The organism is Phytobacter sp. MRY16-398, from assembly GCF_003925915.1.
GTDB classification, from domain to species: Bacteria; Pseudomonadota; Gammaproteobacteria; order Enterobacterales; family Enterobacteriaceae; genus Phytobacter; species Phytobacter diazotrophicus.
This window is the reverse complement of the sequence record NZ_AP018756.1, coordinates 5641357-5662422: the sequence shown is the minus strand read 5'-3', so window position 1 is coordinate 5662422 and position 21066 is coordinate 5641357. Positions and strand designations below refer to the sequence as shown.

General features: G+C 54.5%; 20 protein-coding genes. 13 read left to right on the top strand and 7 right to left on the bottom strand.

The genetic code is table 11. From position 1 onward, the window contains the following. Nucleotides 1–74: 74 nt before the first annotated feature. Nucleotides 75–695: a homoserine/homoserine lactone efflux protein gene (gene rhtB, locus MRY16398_RS27700; RefSeq protein ID WP_125125568.1), complete on the bottom strand. Its 621-nt coding sequence runs from the start codon at nt 693–695 to the stop codon at nt 75–77. Nucleotides 696–800: 105 nt separating this feature from the next. Between rhtB and pldB the strand changes: the two genes are divergently transcribed. The 3 genes from pldB (at nt 801) to MRY16398_RS27685 (ending at nt 3601) form a co-directional block, all read left to right on the top strand. Beyond that, complete coding sequence (pldB, locus tag MRY16398_RS27695) at nt 801–1796, top strand: lysophospholipase L2 (protein WP_039077043.1); 996 nt, start codon at nt 801–803, stop codon at nt 1794–1796. Nucleotides 1797–1821: 25 nt separating this feature from the next. Continuing rightward, nucleotides 1822–2622 (top strand): sugar/pyridoxal phosphate phosphatase YigL, encoded by an 801-nt coding sequence (gene yigL / locus MRY16398_RS27690; RefSeq protein ID WP_039077044.1) that lies wholly within the window; start codon nt 1822–1824, stop codon nt 2620–2622. A 79-nt stretch (nt 2623–2701) separates the two neighbouring features. After that, nucleotides 2702–3601 carry a carboxylate/amino acid/amine transporter gene (locus tag MRY16398_RS27685; RefSeq protein WP_039077045.1) on the top strand — a complete coding sequence of 300 codons (900 nt, stop codon included), beginning with the start codon at nt 2702–2704 and terminating at the stop codon, nt 3599–3601. Here the strand turns inward: MRY16398_RS27685 and metR are convergent. Then, complete coding sequence (metR, locus tag MRY16398_RS27680) at nt 3489–4442, bottom strand: HTH-type transcriptional regulator MetR (RefSeq protein ID WP_039077046.1); 954 nt, start codon at nt 4440–4442, stop codon at nt 3489–3491. The genes MRY16398_RS27685 and metR overlap by 113 nt on opposite strands. Nucleotides 4443–4673: 231 nt before the next feature. Here metR and metE point away from each other — a divergent pair, with 231 nt between their 5' ends. Then, nucleotides 4674–6935 carry a 5-methyltetrahydropteroyltriglutamate--homocysteine S-methyltransferase gene (gene metE / locus MRY16398_RS27675; protein ID WP_125125567.1) on the top strand — a complete coding sequence of 754 codons (2262 nt, stop codon included), beginning with the start codon at nt 4674–4676 and terminating at the stop codon, nt 6933–6935. A gap of 47 nt (nt 6936–6982) precedes the next feature. Here the strand turns inward: metE and MRY16398_RS27670 are convergent, their stop codons facing one another. The 4 genes from MRY16398_RS27670 to MRY16398_RS27655 form a co-directional block, all read right to left on the bottom strand. Continuing rightward, nucleotides 6983–7390, bottom strand: coding sequence for a hypothetical protein (locus tag MRY16398_RS27670; protein ID WP_071195562.1), 408 nt, complete (start codon nt 7388–7390; stop codon nt 6983–6985). Between the two features lie 43 nt (nt 7391–7433). Beyond that, nucleotides 7434–7856 (bottom strand): hypothetical protein, encoded by a 423-nt coding sequence (locus MRY16398_RS27665; protein ID WP_039077049.1) that lies wholly within the window; start codon nt 7854–7856, stop codon nt 7434–7436. A 440-nt stretch (nt 7857–8296) separates the two neighbouring features. Continuing rightward, a complete protein-coding gene (locus MRY16398_RS27660; RefSeq protein WP_336513207.1) occupies nt 8297–9406 on the bottom strand; it encodes a lipase family protein in 1110 nt (369 codons plus the stop codon). Between the two features lie 260 nt (nt 9407–9666). After that, nucleotides 9667–10428 (bottom strand): DeoR/GlpR family DNA-binding transcription regulator, encoded by a 762-nt coding sequence (locus tag MRY16398_RS27655; RefSeq protein ID WP_125125566.1) that lies wholly within the window; start codon nt 10426–10428, stop codon nt 9667–9669. Between the two features lie 135 nt (nt 10429–10563). On the opposite strand from MRY16398_RS27655, the gene MRY16398_RS27650 reads away from it, so the two are divergent. The 5 genes from MRY16398_RS27650 to MRY16398_RS27630 are packed head-to-tail and all read left to right on the top strand — an operon-like array spanning nt 10564 to nt 15876. Continuing rightward, nucleotides 10564–11541 carry an ABC transporter substrate-binding protein gene (locus MRY16398_RS27650; protein WP_079498577.1) on the top strand — a complete coding sequence of 326 codons (978 nt, stop codon included), beginning with the start codon at nt 10564–10566 and terminating at the stop codon, nt 11539–11541. A 12-nt stretch (nt 11542–11553) separates the two neighbouring features. Further along, on the top strand, nt 11554–13257 hold the full coding sequence (locus MRY16398_RS27645) for an ABC transporter permease (protein ID WP_125125565.1): 1704 nt from the start codon (nt 11554–11556) through the stop codon (nt 13255–13257). Next, the gene (locus MRY16398_RS27640; RefSeq protein WP_039077053.1) at nt 13245–14273 is read left to right on the top strand and encodes an ABC transporter ATP-binding protein; all 1029 of its coding nucleotides are present in this window, start codon (nt 13245–13247) and stop codon (nt 14271–14273) included. Before MRY16398_RS27645 ends, MRY16398_RS27640 begins: the two co-directional genes overlap by 13 nt. After that, nucleotides 14270–15334, top strand: a complete 1065-nt coding sequence (locus MRY16398_RS27635; protein ID WP_172600694.1) for an MBL fold metallo-hydrolase — start codon at nt 14270–14272, stop codon at nt 15332–15334. The genes MRY16398_RS27640 and MRY16398_RS27635 overlap by 4 nt, the downstream gene beginning before the upstream one ends. Continuing rightward, complete coding sequence (locus MRY16398_RS27630) at nt 15325–15876, top strand: histidine phosphatase family protein (protein WP_039077054.1); 552 nt, start codon at nt 15325–15327, stop codon at nt 15874–15876. The genes MRY16398_RS27635 and MRY16398_RS27630 overlap by 10 nt, the downstream gene beginning before the upstream one ends. Nucleotides 15877–15949: 73 nt before the next feature. Here the strand turns inward: MRY16398_RS27630 and MRY16398_RS27625 are convergent, their stop codons facing one another. After that, the gene (locus tag MRY16398_RS27625; protein ID WP_125125563.1) at nt 15950–16762 is read right to left on the bottom strand and encodes a dienelactone hydrolase family protein; all 813 of its coding nucleotides are present in this window, start codon (nt 16760–16762) and stop codon (nt 15950–15952) included. Between the two features lie 255 nt (nt 16763–17017). Here MRY16398_RS27625 and udp point away from each other — a divergent pair, with 255 nt between their 5' ends. From udp to ubiB, 4 genes are all read left to right on the top strand, one after another. Next, nucleotides 17018–17779: a uridine phosphorylase gene (gene udp, locus MRY16398_RS27620; protein ID WP_039077056.1), complete on the top strand. Its 762-nt coding sequence runs from the start codon at nt 17018–17020 to the stop codon at nt 17777–17779. A 244-nt stretch (nt 17780–18023) separates the two neighbouring features. Then, complete coding sequence (gene ubiE / locus MRY16398_RS27615; protein ID WP_039077057.1) at nt 18024–18779, top strand: bifunctional demethylmenaquinone methyltransferase/2-methoxy-6-polyprenyl-1,4-benzoquinol methylase UbiE; 756 nt, start codon at nt 18024–18026, stop codon at nt 18777–18779. 11 nt (nt 18780–18790) lie between these two features. Then, nucleotides 18791–19396 (top strand): ubiquinone biosynthesis protein UbiJ, encoded by a 606-nt coding sequence (gene ubiJ, locus MRY16398_RS27610; protein ID WP_039077058.1) that lies wholly within the window; start codon nt 18791–18793, stop codon nt 19394–19396. Then, entirely contained in the window at nt 19393–21033 is a 1641-nt protein-coding gene (ubiB, locus tag MRY16398_RS27605) for a ubiquinone biosynthesis regulatory protein kinase UbiB (RefSeq protein WP_125125562.1), read from the top strand. The genes ubiJ and ubiB overlap by 4 nt, the downstream gene beginning before the upstream one ends. Nucleotides 21034–21066 lie beyond the last annotated feature (33 nt).

Genomic DNA, 21066 nt, shown 5'->3' with positions numbered 1-21066 from the left:
AGGCGCTGCCGCTGTCCGGGGCTACGTGTTAGCCCGGATAAGGCGTTCACGCCGCATCCGGGACGACACCGAACTCAGGCATGCCTTGCCGATGCCAGCAGCGCTCCCACCAACATAAACAACGAACCAAACACCCTGTTTAGTGCCTTCAACTGACGCGGGCCCTTAATCCAGGCGGCAATACGTTGCGCCAGCGTCGCATAGCCAATCATCACGATAATATCCACGACGATAGTGGTCACGCCGAGCACCACGTACTGCATCACCTGTGGCTCATTGTGCGCAATAAATTGCGGGAACAGCGCGGCGAGAAAGACGATGCTTTTGGGGTTCGTCAGGTTGACGAAAACCGCGCGTTTAAACAGCCGTGTACGCGATTGCGTATGCGCCAGAGTATTGAGGTCGATCGCGCCCGCGGCGCGCCACTGCTGAATACCAAGCCAAATCAGATAGGCGGCCCCGGCCCATTTCAGCACTTCAAACGCCAGTACCGAGCGCGAGAAGAGGGTGCCCAGACCTACGCCAACCAGCACAATATGGATTCCTAAGCCGGTTTGTAGCCCGGCAATGGACGCCGCAGCGCCGCGATAACCGTGGCTTATCGAGGTGGTCATGGTATTAATCGCGCCGGAGCCGGGCGACAGGCTGAGAATGATCGATGTCAGCAGATAAGCGAACCACCACTCGAAGGTCATGAGAAACTCCCTGATTGTCTGTTTTTATGCCACAATACGCTATTGTTAGCGGAATTAGCTACAGGTCACAAAAACGTTTTTGTCGCGCAAGTGAGGGCGTAGCCAATGTACCGGCAAAACAAGGAGTGGGAAACCAGAGAAAGCGCGTTTGCCGCCTTTGCCACAGGCCCGTTAACCGACTTCTGGCGTCAACGAGAAGAGGCAGAATTTACCGGTGTGGATAATGTCCCGGTGCGTTTTGTCCGTTTCCATGCCGCCAGGCATGACAGGGTTATTGTGGTTTGCCCTGGTCGAATTGAAAGCTATGTGAAGTATGCTGAACTGGCATATGACCTCTTCCACCTCGGCTTTGATGTGCTCATCATCGACCACCGTGGTCAGGGGCGTTCCGGTCGTTTGCTGGAAGATTCTCATCGCGGCCATGTGGTCAATTTCAGTGATTATGTCGATGATCTTACGGCGTTCTGGGAGCAAGAAGTCGCTCCGGGTCCGTGGCGCAAGCGTTACATTCTGGCGCACTCAATGGGGGGCGCGATCGCCACGCTCTTCGTGCAACGTTACCCACAAGCCAACTGTGATGCTATTGCGCTGTGTGCGCCGATGTTCGGCATTATTATCCACCTGCCGGACTGGATGGTGCGCCCGCTGCTGGACTGGGCGGAAGGCTACCCGCGTATTCGCGAGAATTACGCCATTGGCACCGGTCGCTGGCATGCGCTGCCCTTTGCCATTAACACGCTGACCCACAGCCGCGAGCGTTACCGGCGCAATCTGCGTTTCTACGCCGACGATCCTGAACTGCGCGTGGGAGGCCCAACCTGGCACTGGGTGCGGGAAGGCATCCTGGCCGGTGAGCAGGTGCTGGCCGGGGCCGCATCAGACACATCGCCCATGTTAATTATTCAGGCAGAAGAAGAGCGTGTTGTAGATAACCGCATGCACGATCGCTTTTGTGAAATGCGCGCCGCGGCGGGCCACCCCTGTGAAGGGGGAAAGCCGCTTGTCATCAAGGGCGCGTACCATGAGATCCTCTTTGAAGAGGACGCTATGCGCTCAGTCGCGCTCAACGCCATCGTCGATTTTTTCGATCGGTATAACTAATGAATTATTGAGGTTAACGTTTCCTATGTATCAGGTTGTTGCGTCTGATTTAGACGGCACATTGCTCTCCCCCGACCATACACTCTCCCCTTACGCGAAAGAAACGTTGAAGCTGCTCACCGAGCGCGGAGTGAACTTCGTTTTTGCGACGGGCCGCCACCACGTGGATGTCGGGCAAATCCGCGATAACCTCGGGATCAAGGCGTACATGATCACCTCGAACGGTGCGCGGGTTCACGATACCGATGGCAATCTGGTGTTCACTCATAACCTGGATCGGGATATTGCCAGCGATCTGTTTGGCGTGGTGCATAACAACCCGGACATCGTCACCAATGTGTATCGCGATGATGAATGGTTTATGAACCGCCACCGCCCGGATGAAATGCGTTTCTTCAAAGAGGCGATTTTCCAGTATTCCCTGTATGAGCCAGGCTTGCTGGAGCCTGAAGGCATCAGCAAAGTCTTCTTCACCTGCGAAAAGCATGAGCAGTTGCTGCCGCTTGAGCAGGCGATTAATGCCCGTTGGGGCGATCGCGTGAACGTCAGTTTCTCGACGCTGACCTGTCTGGAGGTCATGGCCGGCGGTGTGTCGAAAGGACACGCGCTGGAAGCCGTTTCGAAGGCACTTGGTTACAGTCTCAAAGAGTGCATCGCGTTTGGCGATGGCATGAACGATGCGGAAATGCTCTCCATGGCCGGTAAAGGGTGCATTATGGGCAACGCGCATCAGCGTCTGAAGGATTTGCATCCGGAGCTGGAAGTCATTGGCACCAACGCCGACAACGCCGTGCCGAATTACCTGCGTAAATTGTATTTGAGCTGATGAACTGGTCATTTATTGACCAGTTGTCAACCTGATACTCCGCTACAATGAGTGTTCCTTATTTTGAGAGACATTCATTGTGGCGTTACTCATCATCACCACGATCCTGTGGGCTTTTTCCTTTAGTCTGATTGGCGAGTACCTGGCCGGGCACGTCGACAGCTATTTTTCAGTGCTGATGCGCGTGGGGCTGGCGGCTCTGGTCTTCCTACCGTTCCTGCGCACCCGTGGACAAACGCTTAAAACGATCCTGCTCTACATGCTGGTGGGTGCGATGCAGCTTGGCATCATGTACCTGTTCAGCTTCCGTGCGTATGTCTATTTGAGCGTATCGGAATTCCTGTTATTCACTGTTTTGACGCCGCTTTACATCACGCTGATTTATGATCTTCTCAGCAAGCGTCGTTTACGGTGGGGCTACGCCCTGAGCGCGCTACTGGCGGTGGTTGGCGCAGCGATTATCCGTTACGACAAAGTCAGCGATCATTTCTGGACGGGTCTGATGTTTGTGCAACTCGCCAATATCAGTTTTGCGATTGGTATGGTGGGTTATAAACGCCTGATGGAAACGCGCCCGATGCCACAGCACAACGCGTTTGCCTGGTTCTATCTTGGCGCCGCTATCGTTGCTGTTATCGCCTGGTTCCTGTTGGGTAACCCGCAAAAACTGCCGACCACCAACCTGCAATGGGGCATCCTGGTGTGGCTGGGCGTCGTGGCGTCCGGGCTGGGTTACTTTATGTGGAACTACGGGGCGACGCAGGTGGACGCCGGTACGCTTGGCATCATGAACAATGTGCATGTCCCGGCCGGGCTGCTGGTGAACCTTGCCATCTGGCAGGAGCAGCCGCACTGGCCGAGTTTTATCATTGGTGGGACGGTGATACTGGCCTCACTATGGGTGCATCGGCGCTGGGTCGCTCCGCGCTCCGCACAAACGGCAGATGGTCGCAGGCGTGGTTCCGCGCTGAGCGAATAAATGCCTCGGTGACCGGCTGGCGCTGCTCGCCATCGCGCACGGCAGCGTACAACCGGCTCCATAATCCCTCACCCAGGGTTTTGGTCACCACCAGACCCTGACGTTCAAAACTTTCCACCACCCAGTGGGGCAGGGCGGCAATGCCCATCCGCGCCGCGACCATCTGAATCAACAGCAACGTATTGTCCACGCTTTTAAGCTGCGGGCTGATGCCTGCCGGTTGCAGGAAATGGCGCCAGATATCCAGGCGGCTACGCTGCACAGGATAAATAAGCAGTGTCTCGGTGGCGATATCTTCCGGGGTGATCCGTGTGCGTGAGGCCAGCGGACTCTCCGGTGAAAGCACCAGCCGTACTTCAAAATCGAACATCGGCGAATAGTGCAAGCCACTGCGCGGCAGAATGTCCGAGGTCATCACCAGATCCAGCTCGCCCTGCTGGAGTGCGGGCTGTGGGTCGAAGGTAACGCCCGATTTGAAATCCATCTCGACATGCGGCCATTGGGTGCGAAAACTTTCCAGCGCCGGCGTCAGCCACTGAATACAGCTATGGCATTCAATCGCGATACGCAGGTGGGTCTGCTGTGGTTCATTGCAGGCCTGCAGTGCGCTACTGATTTGCGGCAGCACCTGATTGGCCAGTTGCAGCAGGATTTCCCCCTGCGGCGTAAAGCGTAAAGGCTGGCTTTTGCGCACAAAGAGTCGAAAGCCAAGGCGCTGTTCCAGATCGCTGAACTGGTGGGAAAGTGCGGATTGCGTCTGATGCAATGCCGCCGCTGCCGCAGCCAGCGACCCGCAGTTCCGTAACGCTTGTAGCGTTTTCAGATGTTTAATTTCGATCATGAAAGTCCTTCACTTCGGCATGACAAATTTGCGCTTGAGGAATATACAGTAACCGCCAAATATGGATGTGTAAACATCTGGATGGCTAAATCCTTTATCTTTCGAATTTATGGTGCGTTGGGCGCCCTTTCTCACCCCAGTCACTTACCTCAGTAAGCTCCTGGGGATGAGCAAGCTTGCCGCCTTCCCGAAATCTGAAATCTTTCGGATTGAAATTATGAGGCTCAAAAAATGACAATTATTAACCACACCCTCGGTTTCCCTCGCGTTGGCCTGCGTCGCGAACTGAAAAAAGCGCAAGAAAGTTACTGGGCGGGTAACTCATCCCGTGACGCATTGCTGGCGACAGGGCGCGAACTGCGTGCGCGTCACTGGGAGCAGCAAAAAGCGGCGGGCATCGACCTGCTGCCGGTGGGGGATTTCGCCTGGTACGACCATGTTCTGACTACCAGCCTGATGCTCGGCAACGTCCCGGCTCGTCATCAGAACAGCGACGGCTCCGTTGATATCGACACCCTGTTCCGTATTGGCCGTGGCCGCGCACCGACCGGCGAACCCGCGGCCGCGGCAGAAATGACCAAATGGTTTAACACCAACTATCACTATATGGTGCCGGAGTTCACCAAAGGTCAGCCGTTCAAACTGACCTGGACGCAGTTGCTGGATGAAGTGGACGAAGCACTGGCGCTGGGCCACAAGGTGAAGCCTGTCCTGCTGGGGCCGGTGACGTACCTGTGGCTGGGCAAAGTGAAAGGTGAACAGTTTGACCGCCTGAGCCTGCTTAATGACATTCTGCCGGTCTACAAACAGGTGCTGGCTGAACTGGCGAAACGCGGCGTCGAGTGGGTACAAATCGACGAACCTGCGCTGGTACTGGATCTGCCCCAGGTTTGGCTGGATGCCTTCAAGCCGGCTTACGAGGCACTCGCGGGCCAGGTGAAACTGCTGCTGACCACCTATTTTGAAGGCGTAACACCGAACCTCGACACCCTCACCGCACTACCGGTACAGGGGCTGCACGTTGACCTGGTCCACGGTAAAGATGACGTTGCCGAATTGCACAAGCGCCTGCCCGCTGACTGGCTGCTCTCGGCAGGGCTGGTGAATGGCCGTAACGTCTGGCGTGCCGATCTGAGCGCAAAATATGCACAGATTAAAGGAGTGGCAGGGAAGCGCCCGCTGTGGGTGGCCTCTTCATGTTCCCTGCTGCACAGCCCGATCGATTTGAACGTGGAGACGCGTCTGGATGCGGAAGTGAAGAGCTGGTTTGCCTTCGCCCTGCAAAAATGTGAAGAACTGGCGCTGCTGCGCGATGCGCTGAACAGCGGTGATACCGCTGCAATTGAGGCCTGGAGCGCCCCGATCCAGGCGCGCCGCCACTCCACCCGTGTGCACAATACCGCCGTTTCGCAGCGTCTGGCGGCCATCACCGCAGAAGACAGCCAGCGCACCAGCACTTATGAAGTCCGCGCCAAAGCACAGCGTGCCCGCTTTAACCTGCCCGCATGGCCGACGACGACCATCGGTTCATTCCCGCAGACCACCGAGATCCGTGGTCTACGACTGGACTTCAAAAAAGGCAATCTGGATGCCAACAACTACCGTACCGGTATCGCTGAACACATCAGGCAGGCGATTGTGGAGCAGGAGCGTTTAGGGCTGGACGTGCTGGTCCACGGTGAAGCCGAGCGTAATGACATGGTGGAATACTTTGGCGAGCATCTCGACGGCTTTGTCTTTACCCAGAACGGCTGGGTGCAGAGTTACGGCTCCCGCTGCGTGAAGCCGCCGGTGGTCATTGGCGATGTCAGCCGCCCGGAGGCGATTACCGTGGAGTGGGCGAAGTATGCCCAGTCCCTGACCAGTAAGCCGGTAAAAGGGATGCTGACGGGGCCGGTGACTATCCTGTGCTGGTCCTTCCCGCGTGAAGATGTGAGCCGTGAAACTATCGCCAAACAAATTGCGCTGGCGCTGCGTGACGAAGTCGCAGATCTGGAAGCCGCCGGTATCGGCATCATCCAGATTGACGAGCCGGCCCTGCGTGAAGGTCTGCCGCTGCGTCGCCGCGACTGGGATGCGTATCTGGAGTGGGGCGTGGAAGCTTTTCGCATCAGTGCGGCCGTGGCGAGGGATGAAACCCAGATTCACACCCACATGTGTTATTGCGAGTTTAACGACATCATGGACTCCATTGCTGCCCTGGACGCAGACGTGATCACCATTGAGACCTCGCGCTCGGATATGGAATTGCTGGAGTCGTTCGAAGAGTTTGAATACCCGAACGAAATCGGACCGGGCGTGTATGACATTCACTCGCCGAACGTACCGAGCGTGGAGTGGATTGAAGCGCTACTGGCGAAAGCCGCCCGGCGTATCCCGGCAGAGCGCCTGTGGGTGAACCCGGACTGTGGCCTGAAAACCCGCGGCTGGCCGGAAACCCGAAGCGCCCTGGCAAATATGGTGAAAGCCGCGCAGAACTTGCGTCAGGCGTAAGAAGTGGGTGGTTCATAATGAAAAGCGATCGCCCTTGCGATCGCTTTTTACTTGTTTTTCGGATCGACGATGTTAATGGTGTAGGTTTTCTTAAATCTCGTTGAGCTTTCAAACATATGCGCGTAGCCACCTCCCGCAACCAGGAAGGTGACAACCCCTGTTTTGACGGGTGTGCCTTGCACCTGAATGCAATTTAGATCACGGGTGTCTGTTGTTTTGTCTGACATTCGCCACTCTGGGATCTGGCAATATTTGATGGTAAGACCCGTATTTACTGGGTTAAGACGTAATGAATTGCCGGAGCCAGCAACACTGGCACCGAAAATAGTGATTTTTGCCGAGTAAGGCTGATGTACTACGGCATCATGTAACCTGGGGTTTTCTGGTAAGAAAGAAAAATGTTGGCTGCATGACGTCAAACATACCGTCATCATCAATATAAAGATTTTATCCATGTGTTAATTCATCCTTGAGTTATGCCTATAGCGAATAGTTATTCTATTCATCTTCTGAATATATATGTTGATGATCCAGAACATTAATGGTGTAGGTTTTTTCAAATTCCTTTGAACTTTCGAACATATGTGCGTAGCCACCTCCCGCAACCAGGAAGGTGACAACCCCTGTTTTGACGGGTGTGCCTTGCACCTGAATGCAATTCAGATCGCGAGTGTCTGATGTTTTGTCTGACATTCGCCACTCTGGGATCTGGCAATATTTTATAGTAAGTCCCGTATCCTCTGGATTAAGACGTAATACTATGCCGGGGCTAACAACAGGGGCGCCGAAAATAGTGATTTTCGCCGAGTAAGGCTGATGTACTACGGCATCATGTAACCTGGGGTTTTCTGGTAAGAAAGAAAAATGTTGGCCGCATGATGTCAAACATACCGTCATCATCAATATGAAGACTTTATCCATGTGTTAATTCATCCTTGAGTTATGTTTATAACGAATATTTCTGCTATTCATCTTTTGAATGTGTATTTTAATGGTCCAGAACGTTAATAGTGTAAGTTTTGTAGAATCTATTCGCACTCTCGAACATAGTGCCATAAACGCCCCCTGCCACCGTAACTCGTATGGTGCCTGTTTTTTCGGGTATACCTGTTATCTGAATACAGTTATTTTTTGTAACGGATAACGGTTCACATGATTTAAGGTAAAGTCCATTATCTTTCGGCGTTATTTCACCAGGAATACCATTTTCAGTGACCCGTCCTCCGGTTATTTCTATCCGGGAGAAATATTGTTTGCCTACTTGGGCATCGCTCAATTGCGAATTTTTAGGTGACACCTTAACACTCATGCTGCAAGCAGTTAGAGTTAATGTTAAAACAGAAAATAAAATCCTTCGCATTTTATTTTAATGGTTTAAAAACCATGCCTCCGAAGAAACGATTGAGAAAGCGGTGGATAGTCATGTCTGTTTTAATATGATTTTTTACATTTCCCCATGAGAAAAGTGCCAAGGAAATTTCGTCTCTGTCATTTTGCGTTAGCTGACTGTCCCATACGATCCAATGATTTGGCATAGTTAAAATTGAATCGTTGCCTTCTAACAATCCGCCAGCGACCAGCGTGACGACTTTGTACCCTCTGTTGACGTAATCATTAAAAAGACGAATATCATCCACACTGCCACGGGTGATACCTGCATTGCAGAATACAAGTTCATAACCCGCTTTTTGGAACCACTCTGCCAGAGTCTGCCACATGGTGACCCCGGCGGCAGGGCAATCGACGGCATCGTAGTTAATTATCGCGTTTTCCGAATCTCTGAGGCTGGCGAGGGTTATCCAGTCGACACCAGAAATAATAGGATCTGGGGGAGTTAAGTCATGGTCGTAAAATTCCCCTGACGGGTGTCTACACCCCTCTCCCGGCGTAATTTCTAATTCGCCAATTTTGGTTTTGCCCCAGCACCACAGTTCACGTGCTGCCTGAGCGTAGACATCGGGTCTGTCCATTTGCAGGCAGTAGAAAAATGCGGCTGGACCGCACAAACTTCCCCACCCTTGGTTAGGATAATCCAGCTGATTAAATCGCGTGGTTATCTGCTCTCTAATAATACTGCGCTCGAAGGGATCAAGGTCATGGCCAATAGGGTACTCTTTAGCAATAAAGGGGCGTTCGGGGCTCGAAATCTGAACGGCCTGTATGTTTTCCTCACCGGGTTTTACCAGGCGCGTTTGTTCCCTCGTCTCAAAATAACACGGATTTTCACGTTTAATAGGGGACCATGCGCGACCAGAACTCAATTCCGCTAAGGTATACATTTTATTAAAGGGCGTGGGGGTTATGCGCCGAGTTTCTAGCATGTTTTGCCGATACAGAGTGACTTCCATTATATAAATAGTGGTGCCCGGATCTGATGTTTCCTGAGTAATGTGCTGTTGTGTTTCATAATTACTCTGTATATTTTGTTGCGTTACATCGACAAGAATACGCTTATTGCGTTGCTCATCCATTCGATAAATCAATAAATCATACAGAATATAATCGGGGGGGACATTAGATCGAATCCTTGTGCTTACTATGTGGGTGGGCATGAGTCATCCTTTAATCGTATTGATGTGAAGAAAGTAAACGTCATCCTGACGTTATTTAATGGTTTGGTTGAAATGTTTTTTATATATGTAATAATTTTTATTTACGACCCGCAGAGATCACGAATTGCGCGATCTCTTTATTTTCAATATATAAAAGGATACAGCCTGAATAGGCTATTTTATTCTTCCCGACACAGCCACTGCGTGCGGCGCTGTGCCAGCAGATCGCGCTGGGGGCCGGTGGGGGCTCTGTCGCTCACCACATAATGGAAATCGCCGATATCACCGTTGCGGCACATCGCCCGGCGGCCAAACTTGGTGCTATCGACCACCAGAACATTGACTTCCGCACTGGCGACCAGCGCCTGACGTGCCACCACCTCTTCATCGTTGAAATCGTATAGCTCGCCCTCTTCGCCAATTCCGCCAACGGACACCACCCCGATATCGACACGATAGCGGCGAAAGAAGGTCAGGGCGTCACTGCCGATCACATCCAGATCGCGCTTACGCACGCGACCACCCGCGACGGTCAGTTCGCAGCCAGGAAGCAGACTTAGCGGCGTGGCGGCGTGCAGATTATTGGTACACACCGCCAGACGGATATCGTCCGGCAGGGCGCGCGCTACCATTTCCACGGTGGTGCCAGTGCCGAGAAAGCAGCTTTGCGCTTCGCTGAGCAACTGTGCGACCCGTTCACCAATCCAGCGCTTACCGTTAACGTTGACGATCTCGCGCTGTTGATAGCCAATATTTTCGCGCGCGAAAGGGGCGACCATGCCATGACGGCGCAATAACAGCCCTTGCGCGGTGAGTTCGCGCAAATCGCTGCGTACTGTTTGCAGCGAGACGCCGAAATAGTGCGACAGTTGTTCAATGCTACTCTCACCGTGCTCTGTCACGATGGCGACAATCGCGCTGCGACGTGCTTCTGGAGTCATATTTGCGTCCGGCAGAGGGGATTTGCGCTCATGCTAGCCCGCGAATATGAAATTATTACTACGAAAAAAACGGGTCATATTTCTGTCAGATTCCCCTGTTTTAATCGTCACAACGAAAACCAGGGGGACGAAACCATGAGTAAGAAAATTGCGCTGGCAGCGGCATTGCTGGCTTTCATGAGTGGCACCGCTTTCGCGAAATCCACTCTGACGCTCTACACCAGCCAGCCAACCGAAGATGCGCAAATGACGGTGAGTGCGTTTGAGCAGGCGCACCCGGATGTCGAAGTAAAATGGATTCGCGATGGAACCGCAAAGCTGATTGCCCGCCTGCAGGCTGAAATTTCAGCCGGTGGCGCCAGCCCGGATGTCTTACTCATCGCCGACAGTGTGTCGATGGAGTCCCTGAAACAGCAAAATCTGCTGGCGGCCTACAAATCACCGCAGGCCAGCCGCTACGATGCTCAACTCTATGATAAAGACGGCTACTACTACGGTACGAAACTTATCACTACCGGCATTGCGTACCACAGCAAAGCCCCGGTAAAGCCGGAATCCTGGCAGGATCTGCTCAAGCCTGAACTGAAAAATATGACCACCTTGCCAAGCCCGCTCTATTCCGGCGCCGCGCAGATTCATATGGCGACGTTAATGAATGACCCGCAGCTCGGCTGGCAGTATTACGAGAAACTGAAAGAGAACGGCGCGATGCCGCAGAGTGGTAATGGCGGCGTGATGAGCGCCATCACCTCTGGCAGTAAAGCCTACGGCGTACTGGTGGATTACATGGCGATCCGTGAAAAAGCCAAAGGCGCGCCGATTGAGTTCGTTTTCCCGAAAGAGGGCGTCAGCATCGTGACCGAACCGGTCGCCATGATGAAAGGGGCGAAAAACCCTGAGGACGCGAAAGCCTTCATCGATTTTGTCCTCTCCGCAGACGGGCAGAAGCTGGTTCTCAAACAGGGCTACCTGACGGCGGACGCCAGCTTACCAGTACCTCAGGGCTTCCCGGCGCGTGACACCATTAAACTGATGCCATACGATCCGGCAAAAGCGCTGGCTGATACCGAAGCAAACAAAAAGCGTTTTGCCGATCTGTTCGGAAACCGCTAAGTCATGACGGACATGACACTGCACCAATCTACCGCCAGCAGCCCGCCGAAAGGGCTGCTGTGGCTTTTACTCGCGCTGATCGCCTTGCTGAGTCTGCTGCCCAGCCTGCGACTGCTTATTTCCGCCCTCTTTGACTGGCAGCAAGGTAGCAACAGTAGCTTGTGGCGCGTGTTGAGCAATGAATCCACCTGGGTTGCGCTCTACAATAGCCTGTATACCAGCGGGTTAGGTACGGTGCTGTCGCTGCTGTTGGGCAGTTTTTTCGCCTTTTGCCTGGCCCTGACCAATATTCGTGGCAAGCAGATTTGGGTCTTCCTGTTTATGCTGCCAATGATGATCCCCCCGCAGGTCACCGCCCTGAGTTGGTTACAATTGTTTGGCCCCAGCAGCATTTTGCTCAACAGTATTGGGCTCGCGCCGGGGTTTGGCAGTACCAATCCCCTTTACTCGCCGGAAGGCATCGCGCTATTGCTGGGGATCCAGCATGCGCCGCTGGTCTTTCTGGCTCTGCGCACGCAGCTACAGTGTCTGCCAAAAGAGCAAATTGAAGCCGCGCGGCTGAATGGCGCCTCGTTGTGGCGGGTGTTTATCGATATCGTATTGCCGCTGTGCCGTACCGCGCTGTGGGCCGGTGCGGCGATTGCATTTGTCTCCGCGCTGGGTAACTTCGGCATTCCTGCCATGCTCGGGATACCCATTTCCTATTTCGTGCTGCCGATTCAGATTTACCAGACGCTCTCCAGCTTTGGTCCGTCGATGTTAAACGACGTCGCGGCGCTGTCTGTGCTGATGGGCGTGCTCGCCATTGGTATCGTGACCTTGCAGGGATATATGCAGCGTCGTCACGCGCTGCCGCTTATCGGGATGGCCGGGCGGGCGCTCAGTTTTGAGTTAGGTAAATGGCGACTGGCGACCGAAGTGCTGCTGGGAATGGTGTTGTGCGCCATCCTGCTGGCACCGCTGCTGGCGCTGATTGCAACGTCGCTGGTACCCACACTGGGCGTGCCGCTGAATGCCGATACCCTGACCTTTGCCGCCTGGCGAGCGATGTTTGATAACCAGAGCGCTACCTGGCGAGCACTCACTAACAGTATCTCGCTCTCCGTGAGCGCCTCGCTGGTGCTGATGTTGCTGTGTCTGCCACTGGCGTGGCTACTGGTGCGCTATCCCAGCCGTCCGCTGCGGTGGTTATATAGCGTCATCGATATTCCCTACACCCTGCCGGGCGTGGTGCTGGCGATTGCCTTTATTTTGCTGTTTGCCCGTCCGCTGCCGCTGGTGGGTATCAGCCTGAGTGGGACGCTGACCATCATTTTCCTCGCTTATCTTGCCCGTTTTCTGACGGTCTGCCTAAAGCCGGTGCATAACAGCATGTTGCAGCTTGACCCGGCGATGGAAGAGGCGGCCAGTCTGGCCGGGGCGAATTTTTCGCAGCGTCTGCGCCATATTGTGTTGCCGCTGCTGGCCCCCGCCGCATTTGCCGGGGCGCTGCTGGTCTTTCTGACCGCCGTCAATGAGCTGACCGTTTCCGCGCTGTTGTGGAGTGCCGGTAAAGAGACGCTCGGGGTGGTGATTTTTAATCTCGACGAAAGCGGCAACAAGGTGCTGGCCTCGGCGATCTCCGTATTAGTCGTGGGGCTGGTGGCCTGCGTCATGTTATTGCTGAGTAGTCTCGGCAAGTATTTACCCAAAGGAGTTATCCCGTGGCAGAGCTAATACTGGAACGGCTAAACAAGGTGTTTGGAGAGCAGGCCGTGGTACGGGATCTGAGTCTGACCATTCCCGAAGGGGCCTTCACCGCACTGCTGGGGCCGAGCGGCTGTGGCAAAACCACCACGCTGCGTATTCTTGCCGGGCTTGAGCACCTCTCTTCCGGGCGCTTGTTGCTGGGGGATCGCCTGCTGGCGGACTCGCGGGTGCATATGCCGCCGGAAACCCGCGATATGGGGATGGTATTCCAGTCTTATGCCCTCTGGCCGCATATGACAGTGGCGGAAAACGTGGGCTATCCGCTGAAATTGCGCAAAGTGAATGGCGCTGCGCGCCAGAAGCGGGTGATGGAAGCGCTGGATGTGGTGGAACTGGGCGCTTATGCCGGGCGCTCGCCGCAGGAGCTTAGCGGCGGTCAACGTCAACGCGTGGCGCTGGCCCGTTGCCTGGTGTCGGAGCCGGAAGTGGTGTTGCTGGATGAACCGCTGGCGAACCTCGACCGTCATCTGCGCGCCACCATGGAGCAGACGTTTCGCGAGTTTCACCGCCGTACCGGGGCGACTTTTGTCTATGTTACCCACGATCAGGCCGAGGCGATGGCGCTGGCCAGCCACATTGCGGTGATGCATCAGGGAGAATTAATGCAGTGGGGGGCGCCGCAGACGCTCTATCAGCATCCACAAAATGCCTGGGTGGCGGGGTTTATCGGTAAAGGCAGCATTCTGTCGCTGGCAACCCAGTATCCGCAAGCACAACTGGATAGCGCGCAATTGCATGACGGTCTTGCCCCCGACAATACACAGCCGCGTCAGCAGGTGTTGGTTCGCCCGGAGCATGTCATGGTGAGTGATAGCGGGTTGCAGGCAACGGTGGAAAGCTGCATTTTCCAGGGAGAACGCTACCTGCTGGAACTGCGTCTGCCGGATGGGCAGCGGTTAAGCGCCTTCCACCATTTGCCGTTGCGTGAACAGCAGAGCGCAGGTGTGCGCCTGTTACAAGGATGGTGCCTGGAGGCGGCGTGACGGTACAAATTGAGATTATCAGTGGGGCGGGACATAAAGCCCCCGCAGCGATTCTGGTTTCCACGCCCCGGCAACGTATTTTGCTGGATGCAGGCGGTGCGCTGGATCCGCATACGGAACTCTGGCCAGTACCGGAAAAGATCGATGCGATCCTGCTTAGCCATGATCATGTTGATCATATTGGCGGTTTGCATCGTCTTGCGTCGCACATCCCGGTCTATTGTACGCAGACCACCGCACAATCATTACCCGCAGGGCACAACGTTCACCCCATTGCGGTACGCGGACAATTCCAGTTGGACGACATTACTGTGACGACGGGCAGTTGCGGACACGCCTGGGGCGGGGTGTGGTTTCATCTTAATGTGGCCGGCGGCCTGTTTTACAGCGGCGATATCAGCATGGAATCGGCGCTGTTTCGCTTTGATGCACCGCCGCCTGCGCAGATTGCGCTGGTGGATGCGTCGTACGGGCTCTATAACGTTTCACAACGCCAGCAGTGGGATAAATTGCGTGCTAGTCTGACGCATCCGGTGCTGTGTCCGGTGCCGCCGTCGGGCAGGGCGGTGGAACTGGCGCTGCTACTGGCGCGTGAGGGGCATACCGACATCGCGCTTGATGCGCCCTGTCAGGAGGTGCTCAGGCAAATGGCCGCGCATAATGACGGCAGTTTGCGCGAGGATGTAGAGGCAGATTTACAGCAGCTTTTGCGCACTCTTCCGGCGTTTTCCGCCCAGTCATCGCTGATTCTGGCCGCAGATCCTGATGGGCAAAGTGGGGTGGCGGGCGAACTGCGTCGACGCAAAGATTTCCACCATCGTACCCTGTTTACGGGTCATATGAATCGCCTTAACCATCAACAGTGGCTGGCCGGGGAAGTGGATTTTTGCCGCTGGAATGTGCATCCAACTCTCAATACCTTAATGTTGTTGGTGTCGATGCTAAAGTGCAGCAAGCTGGTGCCGATGTTTACTCATGTAGAGGACATCCAGGACTGGCAACTCGCACCTGAATGCCACATCGTTACACAGAATATGTTGGGGGTGGATCTATGCCACTGATATGCAAACCCTTTGTTTTTGTTCGTCACGGCGAGACGCCGCTTAACCGCGATAAAGTGATTGGCGGGAGTACGGATGTGCCGCTGACCGACGAAGGGGAGCAGCAGGCACGTTCCGCTGCCCCCATTCTGGGCCGTTATGACTGGAATGGTGTGGCGGTGAGTTCGCTCAAGCGGGCCCAACGCACCCTCGAACTGGCGCTACCTGGTGCGGCCCATGTGGTTATGCCGGATTTATGTGAGCGCGACTGGGGCGAGCTGGAAAACCGTCCGCTGGCAGAGTTAACGCCGTATGAAAGTACGCCGCCTGGCGGTGAAAGTTGGGAGACCTTTTGCACCCGCGTCACGGATGCGCTTAATAGCCTGCTGGAACAATACGATACGCCGTTAATTGTGGCGCATTCTGGCGTTTACCGTGTGATCCGCTATCACGCCTTCGGCACGCCTTATGGCGATCGCGTGGGGAACGCGGTGCCGATGTGGATCTCGCCTGGCGAAACGCCACAAGAGTGGCAGATAGTCCCACTGGCGGAACGTGATTAAGCGGCACGAGAGCCAGGCACGTGTCGCGAGCGACACAGATCATACCGTTCTGCGTCGCTCTCCATAGGCAGTATTAGCGTGCTATGCCACCGTACTGGGCGAACCAGTCCAGCATCCGGCGCCAGCCATCTTTGGCTGATTCTTCATGATAGCTGGGACGATAATCGGCGTTAAACGCATGCCCGGCGTCAGGATAAACCACGATCTCGGCGTGCGCGTTGGCGGCGCGTAACGCCTGACGCATGGTCTCGACCGTCTCCAGCGGGATCCCCGTATCCTGTGCGCCATACAGACCGAGGACCGGCGCATTGAGGTCGGTGGCGATATCCACCGGATGCTTCGGTGAATTCAGTGATTTTTGTCCCACCAGTTTCCCATACCAGGCGACCGCGGCTTTCAATTGCGGGTTATGGGCCGCGTACAGCCAGGTAATCCTTCCTCCCCAGCAAAAACCGGTCGCCAACAGTCGATGAGCATCACCGCCATTACGTGCCGCCCAGTTGGCAACATGATCGAGGTCGGCCAGCACCTGCGCATCGGGCACCTTCATGACCAGCCCATCAAAAAGGGTCTGAATATCCGCGAAATCATTCGGGTCACCCTGACGAAAATAGAGTTCAGGGGCGACGGCCAGATACCCTTCGAGCGCAAGGCGGCGGCACAGGTCGCGAATATGCTCATGTACGCCGAAGATTTCCTGAATCACCAGCACCACGGGCAGGGGATCGGAGGCATTTTTCGGCCGCGCATGGTACGCAGGCATGCTATCGCCCTGGCTTGGGATGGTGGTTTCGCCAGCGATGATGGCGTCTTCCGGGGTGTGCAGTGTGGTTGAAGCGTGAGGTGATGCCGCCGGCGCGAAGCCCGGTAATGTTTTGGTTGTCATGGCGTTCTCCATACCCTTTATTTAGCGCTCCACTAACTATAGTCCGACAGAGCGCAAATCATCCTGCGCGAAAAAGGCTATCTTTGGAGCAGGGCGAGACGGCTGAATGTGTTAATGTGATTGATATCACTATTTTATGGAAATGTTATGCAAACAAATTACATCATGGAGATCTCAATCACGAAATTGCGTGCATACCTTCTGTAAAGTACCGTTTTGCTTCTTCTGACTAACCCTGATCACAGAGGAGTTTTTATGTCCAAGTCTGATGTTTTTCATCTCGGCCTCACCAAGAACGATTTACAAGGGGCTACGCTTGCCATCGTCCCTGGCGATCCAGAGCGTGTGGAAAAGATCGCCGCGCTGATGGATAAGCCGGTTAAGCTGGCATCTCACCGCGAGTTCACCTCCTGGCGCGCTGAACTGGATGGCAAAGCTGTCATCGTCTGCTCCACCGGTATCGGCGGCCCGTCAACCTCTATCGCTGTAGAAGAGCTGGCCCAACTGGGTATCCGCACTTTCCTGCGCGTCGGTACGACAGGCGCTATTCAGCCCAATATTAATGTTGGTGATGTACTGGTCACCACCGCGTCCGTTCGTCTGGACGGTGCAAGCCTGCATTTTGCGCCGATGGAATATCCGGCTGTGGCTGACTTCGAGTGCACCACCGCGCTGGTGGCTGCGGCGAAAGAAGTGGGGGCAACCACCCATATCGGTGTGACCGCCTCTTCCGACACCTTCTACCCAGGCCAGGAGCGTTATGACACCTTCTCCGGCCGCGTGGTGAGCCGTTTCAAAGGTTCTATGGAAGAGTGGCAGTCCATGGGCGTAATGAACTACGAAATGGAATCCGCAACCTTGCTGACCATGTGCTCAAGCCAGGGGCTGCGTGCCGGGATGGTGGCGGGTGTTATCGTCAACCGTACCCAGCAGGAAATTCCAAACGCTGAGACCATGAAGCAAACGGAAAGCCATGCGGTGAAAATCGTGGTGGAAGCCGCGCGCCGTCTGCTGTAATTATTTCCTTCCGTATGAAGGCCGGCATGCCCGGCCTTTTGCTTATCTGCTGTTTCCCAGGGCGGGATTAATCCGTATTTTGCCCACCTGCCACGCTTGCGGTTCACAATAAAAACAACCGATTCGTATCCGCTGCTTATAGAACACACGCTTAATGAACTGTTCAGCGGAGGGTTGAAACGTAGGGCAATCTCGCCCAATCTGTTACACTTCACGAACATTTTCTTCAATAGCAGGCACTAAGATGGCGGAAGATTCAAAAGAGACGACGCACTTTGGTTTTCAGACCGTCGCCAAAGATCAGAAAGCCGAGATGGTGGCACACGTGTTCCACTCGGTTGCCGCAAAATACGATGTCATGAACGACTTAATGTCGATGGGCATCCACCGTTTGTGGAAACGTTTTACGATCGACTGTAGCGGCGTGCGTCGCGGGCAAAAAGTTCTCGATTTGGCCGGGGGAACCGGCGACCTGACGGCTAAATTCTCTCGTCTGGTCGGCGAAACAGGTCAGGTAGTGTTGGCAGACATTAACGAGTCCATGCTCAAAATGGGCCGCGAAAAACTGCGCAATATCGGCATTATCGGCAACGTTGAATATGTCCAGGCGAATGCCGAAGCGCTGCCGTTCCCGGATAACACGTTTGACTGCATCACCATCTCTTTTGGTCTGCGTAATGTCACCGAAAAAGAGAGTGCCCTGCGTTCTATGTACCGCGTGCTTAAACCCGGTGGACGCCTGCTGGTGCTGGAATTTTCCAAACCGATTATTGAACCGCTGAGCAAGGTGTATGACGCCTACTCTTTCCATGTGCTGCCGCGCATTGGGCAACTGGTAGCCAGCGATGCGGAAAGCTACCGCTATCTGGCGGAATCCATCCGTATGCATCCGGATCAGGAAACCCTGAAAGCGATGATGCAGAGCGCAGGATTTGAAAACGTCGATTACTACAACATGACCGCAGGCATTGTTGCGCTGCATCGTGGCTACAAGTTCTGACAGGAGTTCACATGCCTTTTAAGCCACTGGTGACTGCGGGTGTTGAGCGTGTGCTGAATACCTTTTTCTATCGCGAGCGGGCGCTTAAACCTGCCCGGCAGCGGTTGCAGGGAAAAGTGTTGCGCATTGCGCTAAAAGAGTTTGCTTCGCCACTGGTGCTGGCCTTTAGTGAACGCCAGGTCGATGTGCTGGGCGAGTGGGAAGGCGAGGCTGATTGTACGGTGATTACCCAGCTTCGCGTTTTGCCTAAGCTGCGTGACAGACAGCAGTTGACTGCGCTGATTCGCTCGGGCGAACTGGAAGTCCAGGGCGATATTCAGGTGGTGCAAAATCTTGTTGCGCTGATGGATCTGGCCGAATTCGATGTTGCGGAACTGCTGGCCCCTTATACCGGCGATGTGGCTGCTGAGGGGATTGGCAAAGCACTGCGTAACGGTGCGTTTCTGGTACGCCACGGCTTTGAGCGCCAGCAGAACTATGTGGCAGAAGTGCTTACCGAAGAGTGGCGTCTGGCGCCTGGGGCACTGGAAGTGGCCTGGTTTGCGGAAGAAACCGCCGCAGTAGAACGCGCAGTGGACGCATTCAGCAAACGCCTGGATAAACTGGAGGGCAAATGACGCCAGGAGAAATTCGGCGCCTCTATTTCATCATCCAGACCTTTTTAAGTTACGGCCTTGATGAGCTTATCCCCGTCATGCGTATTACGTTGCCGCTGCGACTCTGGCGACGCACGCTATTCTGGATGCCCAATCGGCATAAAGAGAAAGCACTTGGGGTACGCTTACGCCTGGCGTTACAGGAGTTAGGTCCGGTATGGATTAAATTCGGGCAAATGCTCTCTACCCGACGCGATCTCTTCCCGCCGCATATCGCCGATCAACTGGCTATGTTGCAGGACAGAGTGGCCCCTTTCGATGGCGTACTGGCCAAACAGCAGATTGAAAAAGCGATGGGCGGTCTGCCCGTTGAGGCGTGGTTTGTTGATTTCGAGATTGAGCCGCTGGCCTCCGCTTCCATTGCCCAGGTACATACCGCGCGGTTGAAAGAGAACGGCAAAGAGGTGGTCATTAAAGTTATCCGCCCGGACATTCTGCCGATCATCAAAGCAGACTTAAAACTCATTTACCGTCTGGCTGGCTGGGTGCCTCGCTTGCTGCCGGACGGGCGTCGTCTGCGTCCGCAAGAAGTGGTGCGTGAGTACGAAAAAACGTTGATCGACGAACTCGATTTACTCCGTGAGTCGGCGAACGCTATCCAACTGCGACGTAACTTCGAAAACAGCCCGATGCTCTATATCCCCGAAGTGTATCCGGACTACTGTAGCCAGAACATGATGGTGATGGAGCGCATTTACGGCATTCCGGTCTCCGATGTGGCGACACTGGAGAAAAACGGAACCAACATGAAATTGTTGGCTGAGCGCGGTGTTCAGGTGTTCTTCACCCAGGTTTTCCGCGACAGTTTCTTCCATGCCGATATGCATCCTGGCAATATTTTCGTCAGCTTTGAACACCCGGAAAACCCCCAGTATATCGGTATCGACTGCGGTATCGTCGGGTCGTTGAACAAAGAAGATAAGCGTTATCTTGCGGAAAACTTTATCGCCTTCTTCAACCGCGATTACCGTAAGGTGGCTGAGCTGCATGTCGATTCCGGCTGGGTGCCGCCGGATACGAACGTTGAAGATTTCGAATTTGCCATTCGTACCGTGTGCGAACCGATTTTTGAAAAGCCGCTGGCGGAAATATCGTTTGGCCATGTGCTGCTGAACCTGTTTAACACCGCACGCCGTTTCAATATGGAAGTCCAGCCGCAACTGGTGCTGCTGCAGAAAACCCTGCTTTATATTGAGGGTGTGGGTCGTCAGCTTTATCCACAACTGGATCTATGGAAAACGGCGAAGCCATTCCTGGAGTCGTGGATTAAAGATCAGGTGGGTATACCGGCGCTGTTGAAAGCGGTGAAAGAGAAAGGGCCCTTCTGGATCGAGAAAATGCCAGAGCTTCCTGAACTGGTGTACAACAGCTTGCGGCAGGGTAAGCAATTGCAGCATAGCGTTGATAGGATCGCCAGCGAGTTGCAGACCAACCATGTGCGTCAGGGGCAATCCCGTTATCTGTTTGGCATCGGCGCGACGCTGATGTTGAGTGGAACCCTGTTGCTGATTAATCGCCCGGAATGGGGTTTCGCCCCCGGATGGTTAATGGCTATCGGTTTATTAACCTGGATTGTCGGTTGGCGCAAAACTCGCTGATTTTAACATCGCCCCTGGGAGGCCCGGTAACGT

Excerpts from the sequence above, each read along its gene's own strand:
- MRY16398_RS27645 (WP_125125565.1), top strand. The coding sequence starts at position 11,554 with ATGACACTGCACCAATCTACCGCCAGCAGCCCGCCGAAAGGGCTGCTG.
- MRY16398_RS27650 (WP_079498577.1), top strand. The coding sequence starts at position 10,564 with ATGAGTAAGAAAATTGCGCTGGCAGCGGCATTGCTGGCTTTCATGAGT.
- metE (WP_125125567.1), top strand. The coding sequence starts at position 4,674 with ATGACAATTATTAACCACACCCTCGGTTTCCCTCGCGTTGGCCTGCGT.
- MRY16398_RS27660 (WP_336513207.1), bottom strand. The coding sequence starts at position 9,406 with ATGGATGAGCAACGCAATAAGCGTATTCTTGTCGATGTAACGCAACAA.
- MRY16398_RS27665 (WP_039077049.1), bottom strand. The coding sequence starts at position 7,856 with ATGGATAAAGTCTTCATATTGATGATGACGGTATGTTTGACATCATGC.
- MRY16398_RS27625 (WP_125125563.1), bottom strand. The coding sequence starts at position 16,762 with ATGACAACCAAAACATTACCGGGCTTCGCGCCGGCGGCATCACCTCAC.
- rhtB (WP_125125568.1), bottom strand. The coding sequence starts at position 695 with ATGACCTTCGAGTGGTGGTTCGCTTATCTGCTGACATCGATCATTCTC.
- yigL (WP_039077044.1), top strand. The coding sequence starts at position 1,822 with ATGTATCAGGTTGTTGCGTCTGATTTAGACGGCACATTGCTCTCCCCC.
- MRY16398_RS27630 (WP_039077054.1), top strand. The coding sequence starts at position 15,325 with ATGCCACTGATATGCAAACCCTTTGTTTTTGTTCGTCACGGCGAGACG.
- MRY16398_RS27670 (WP_071195562.1), bottom strand. The coding sequence starts at position 7,390 with ATGGATAAAATCTTTATATTGATGATGACGGTATGTTTGACGTCATGC.
- udp (WP_039077056.1), top strand. The coding sequence starts at position 17,018 with ATGTCCAAGTCTGATGTTTTTCATCTCGGCCTCACCAAGAACGATTTA.
- ubiJ (WP_039077058.1), top strand. The coding sequence starts at position 18,791 with ATGCCTTTTAAGCCACTGGTGACTGCGGGTGTTGAGCGTGTGCTGAAT.
- ubiE (WP_039077057.1), top strand. The coding sequence starts at position 18,024 with ATGGCGGAAGATTCAAAAGAGACGACGCACTTTGGTTTTCAGACCGTC.
- MRY16398_RS27655 (WP_125125566.1), bottom strand. The coding sequence starts at position 10,428 with ATGACTCCAGAAGCACGTCGCAGCGCGATTGTCGCCATCGTGACAGAG.
- ubiB (WP_125125562.1), top strand. The coding sequence starts at position 19,393 with ATGACGCCAGGAGAAATTCGGCGCCTCTATTTCATCATCCAGACCTTT.
- metR (WP_039077046.1), bottom strand. The coding sequence starts at position 4,442 with ATGATCGAAATTAAACATCTGAAAACGCTACAAGCGTTACGGAACTGC.
- pldB (WP_039077043.1), top strand. The coding sequence starts at position 801 with ATGTACCGGCAAAACAAGGAGTGGGAAACCAGAGAAAGCGCGTTTGCC.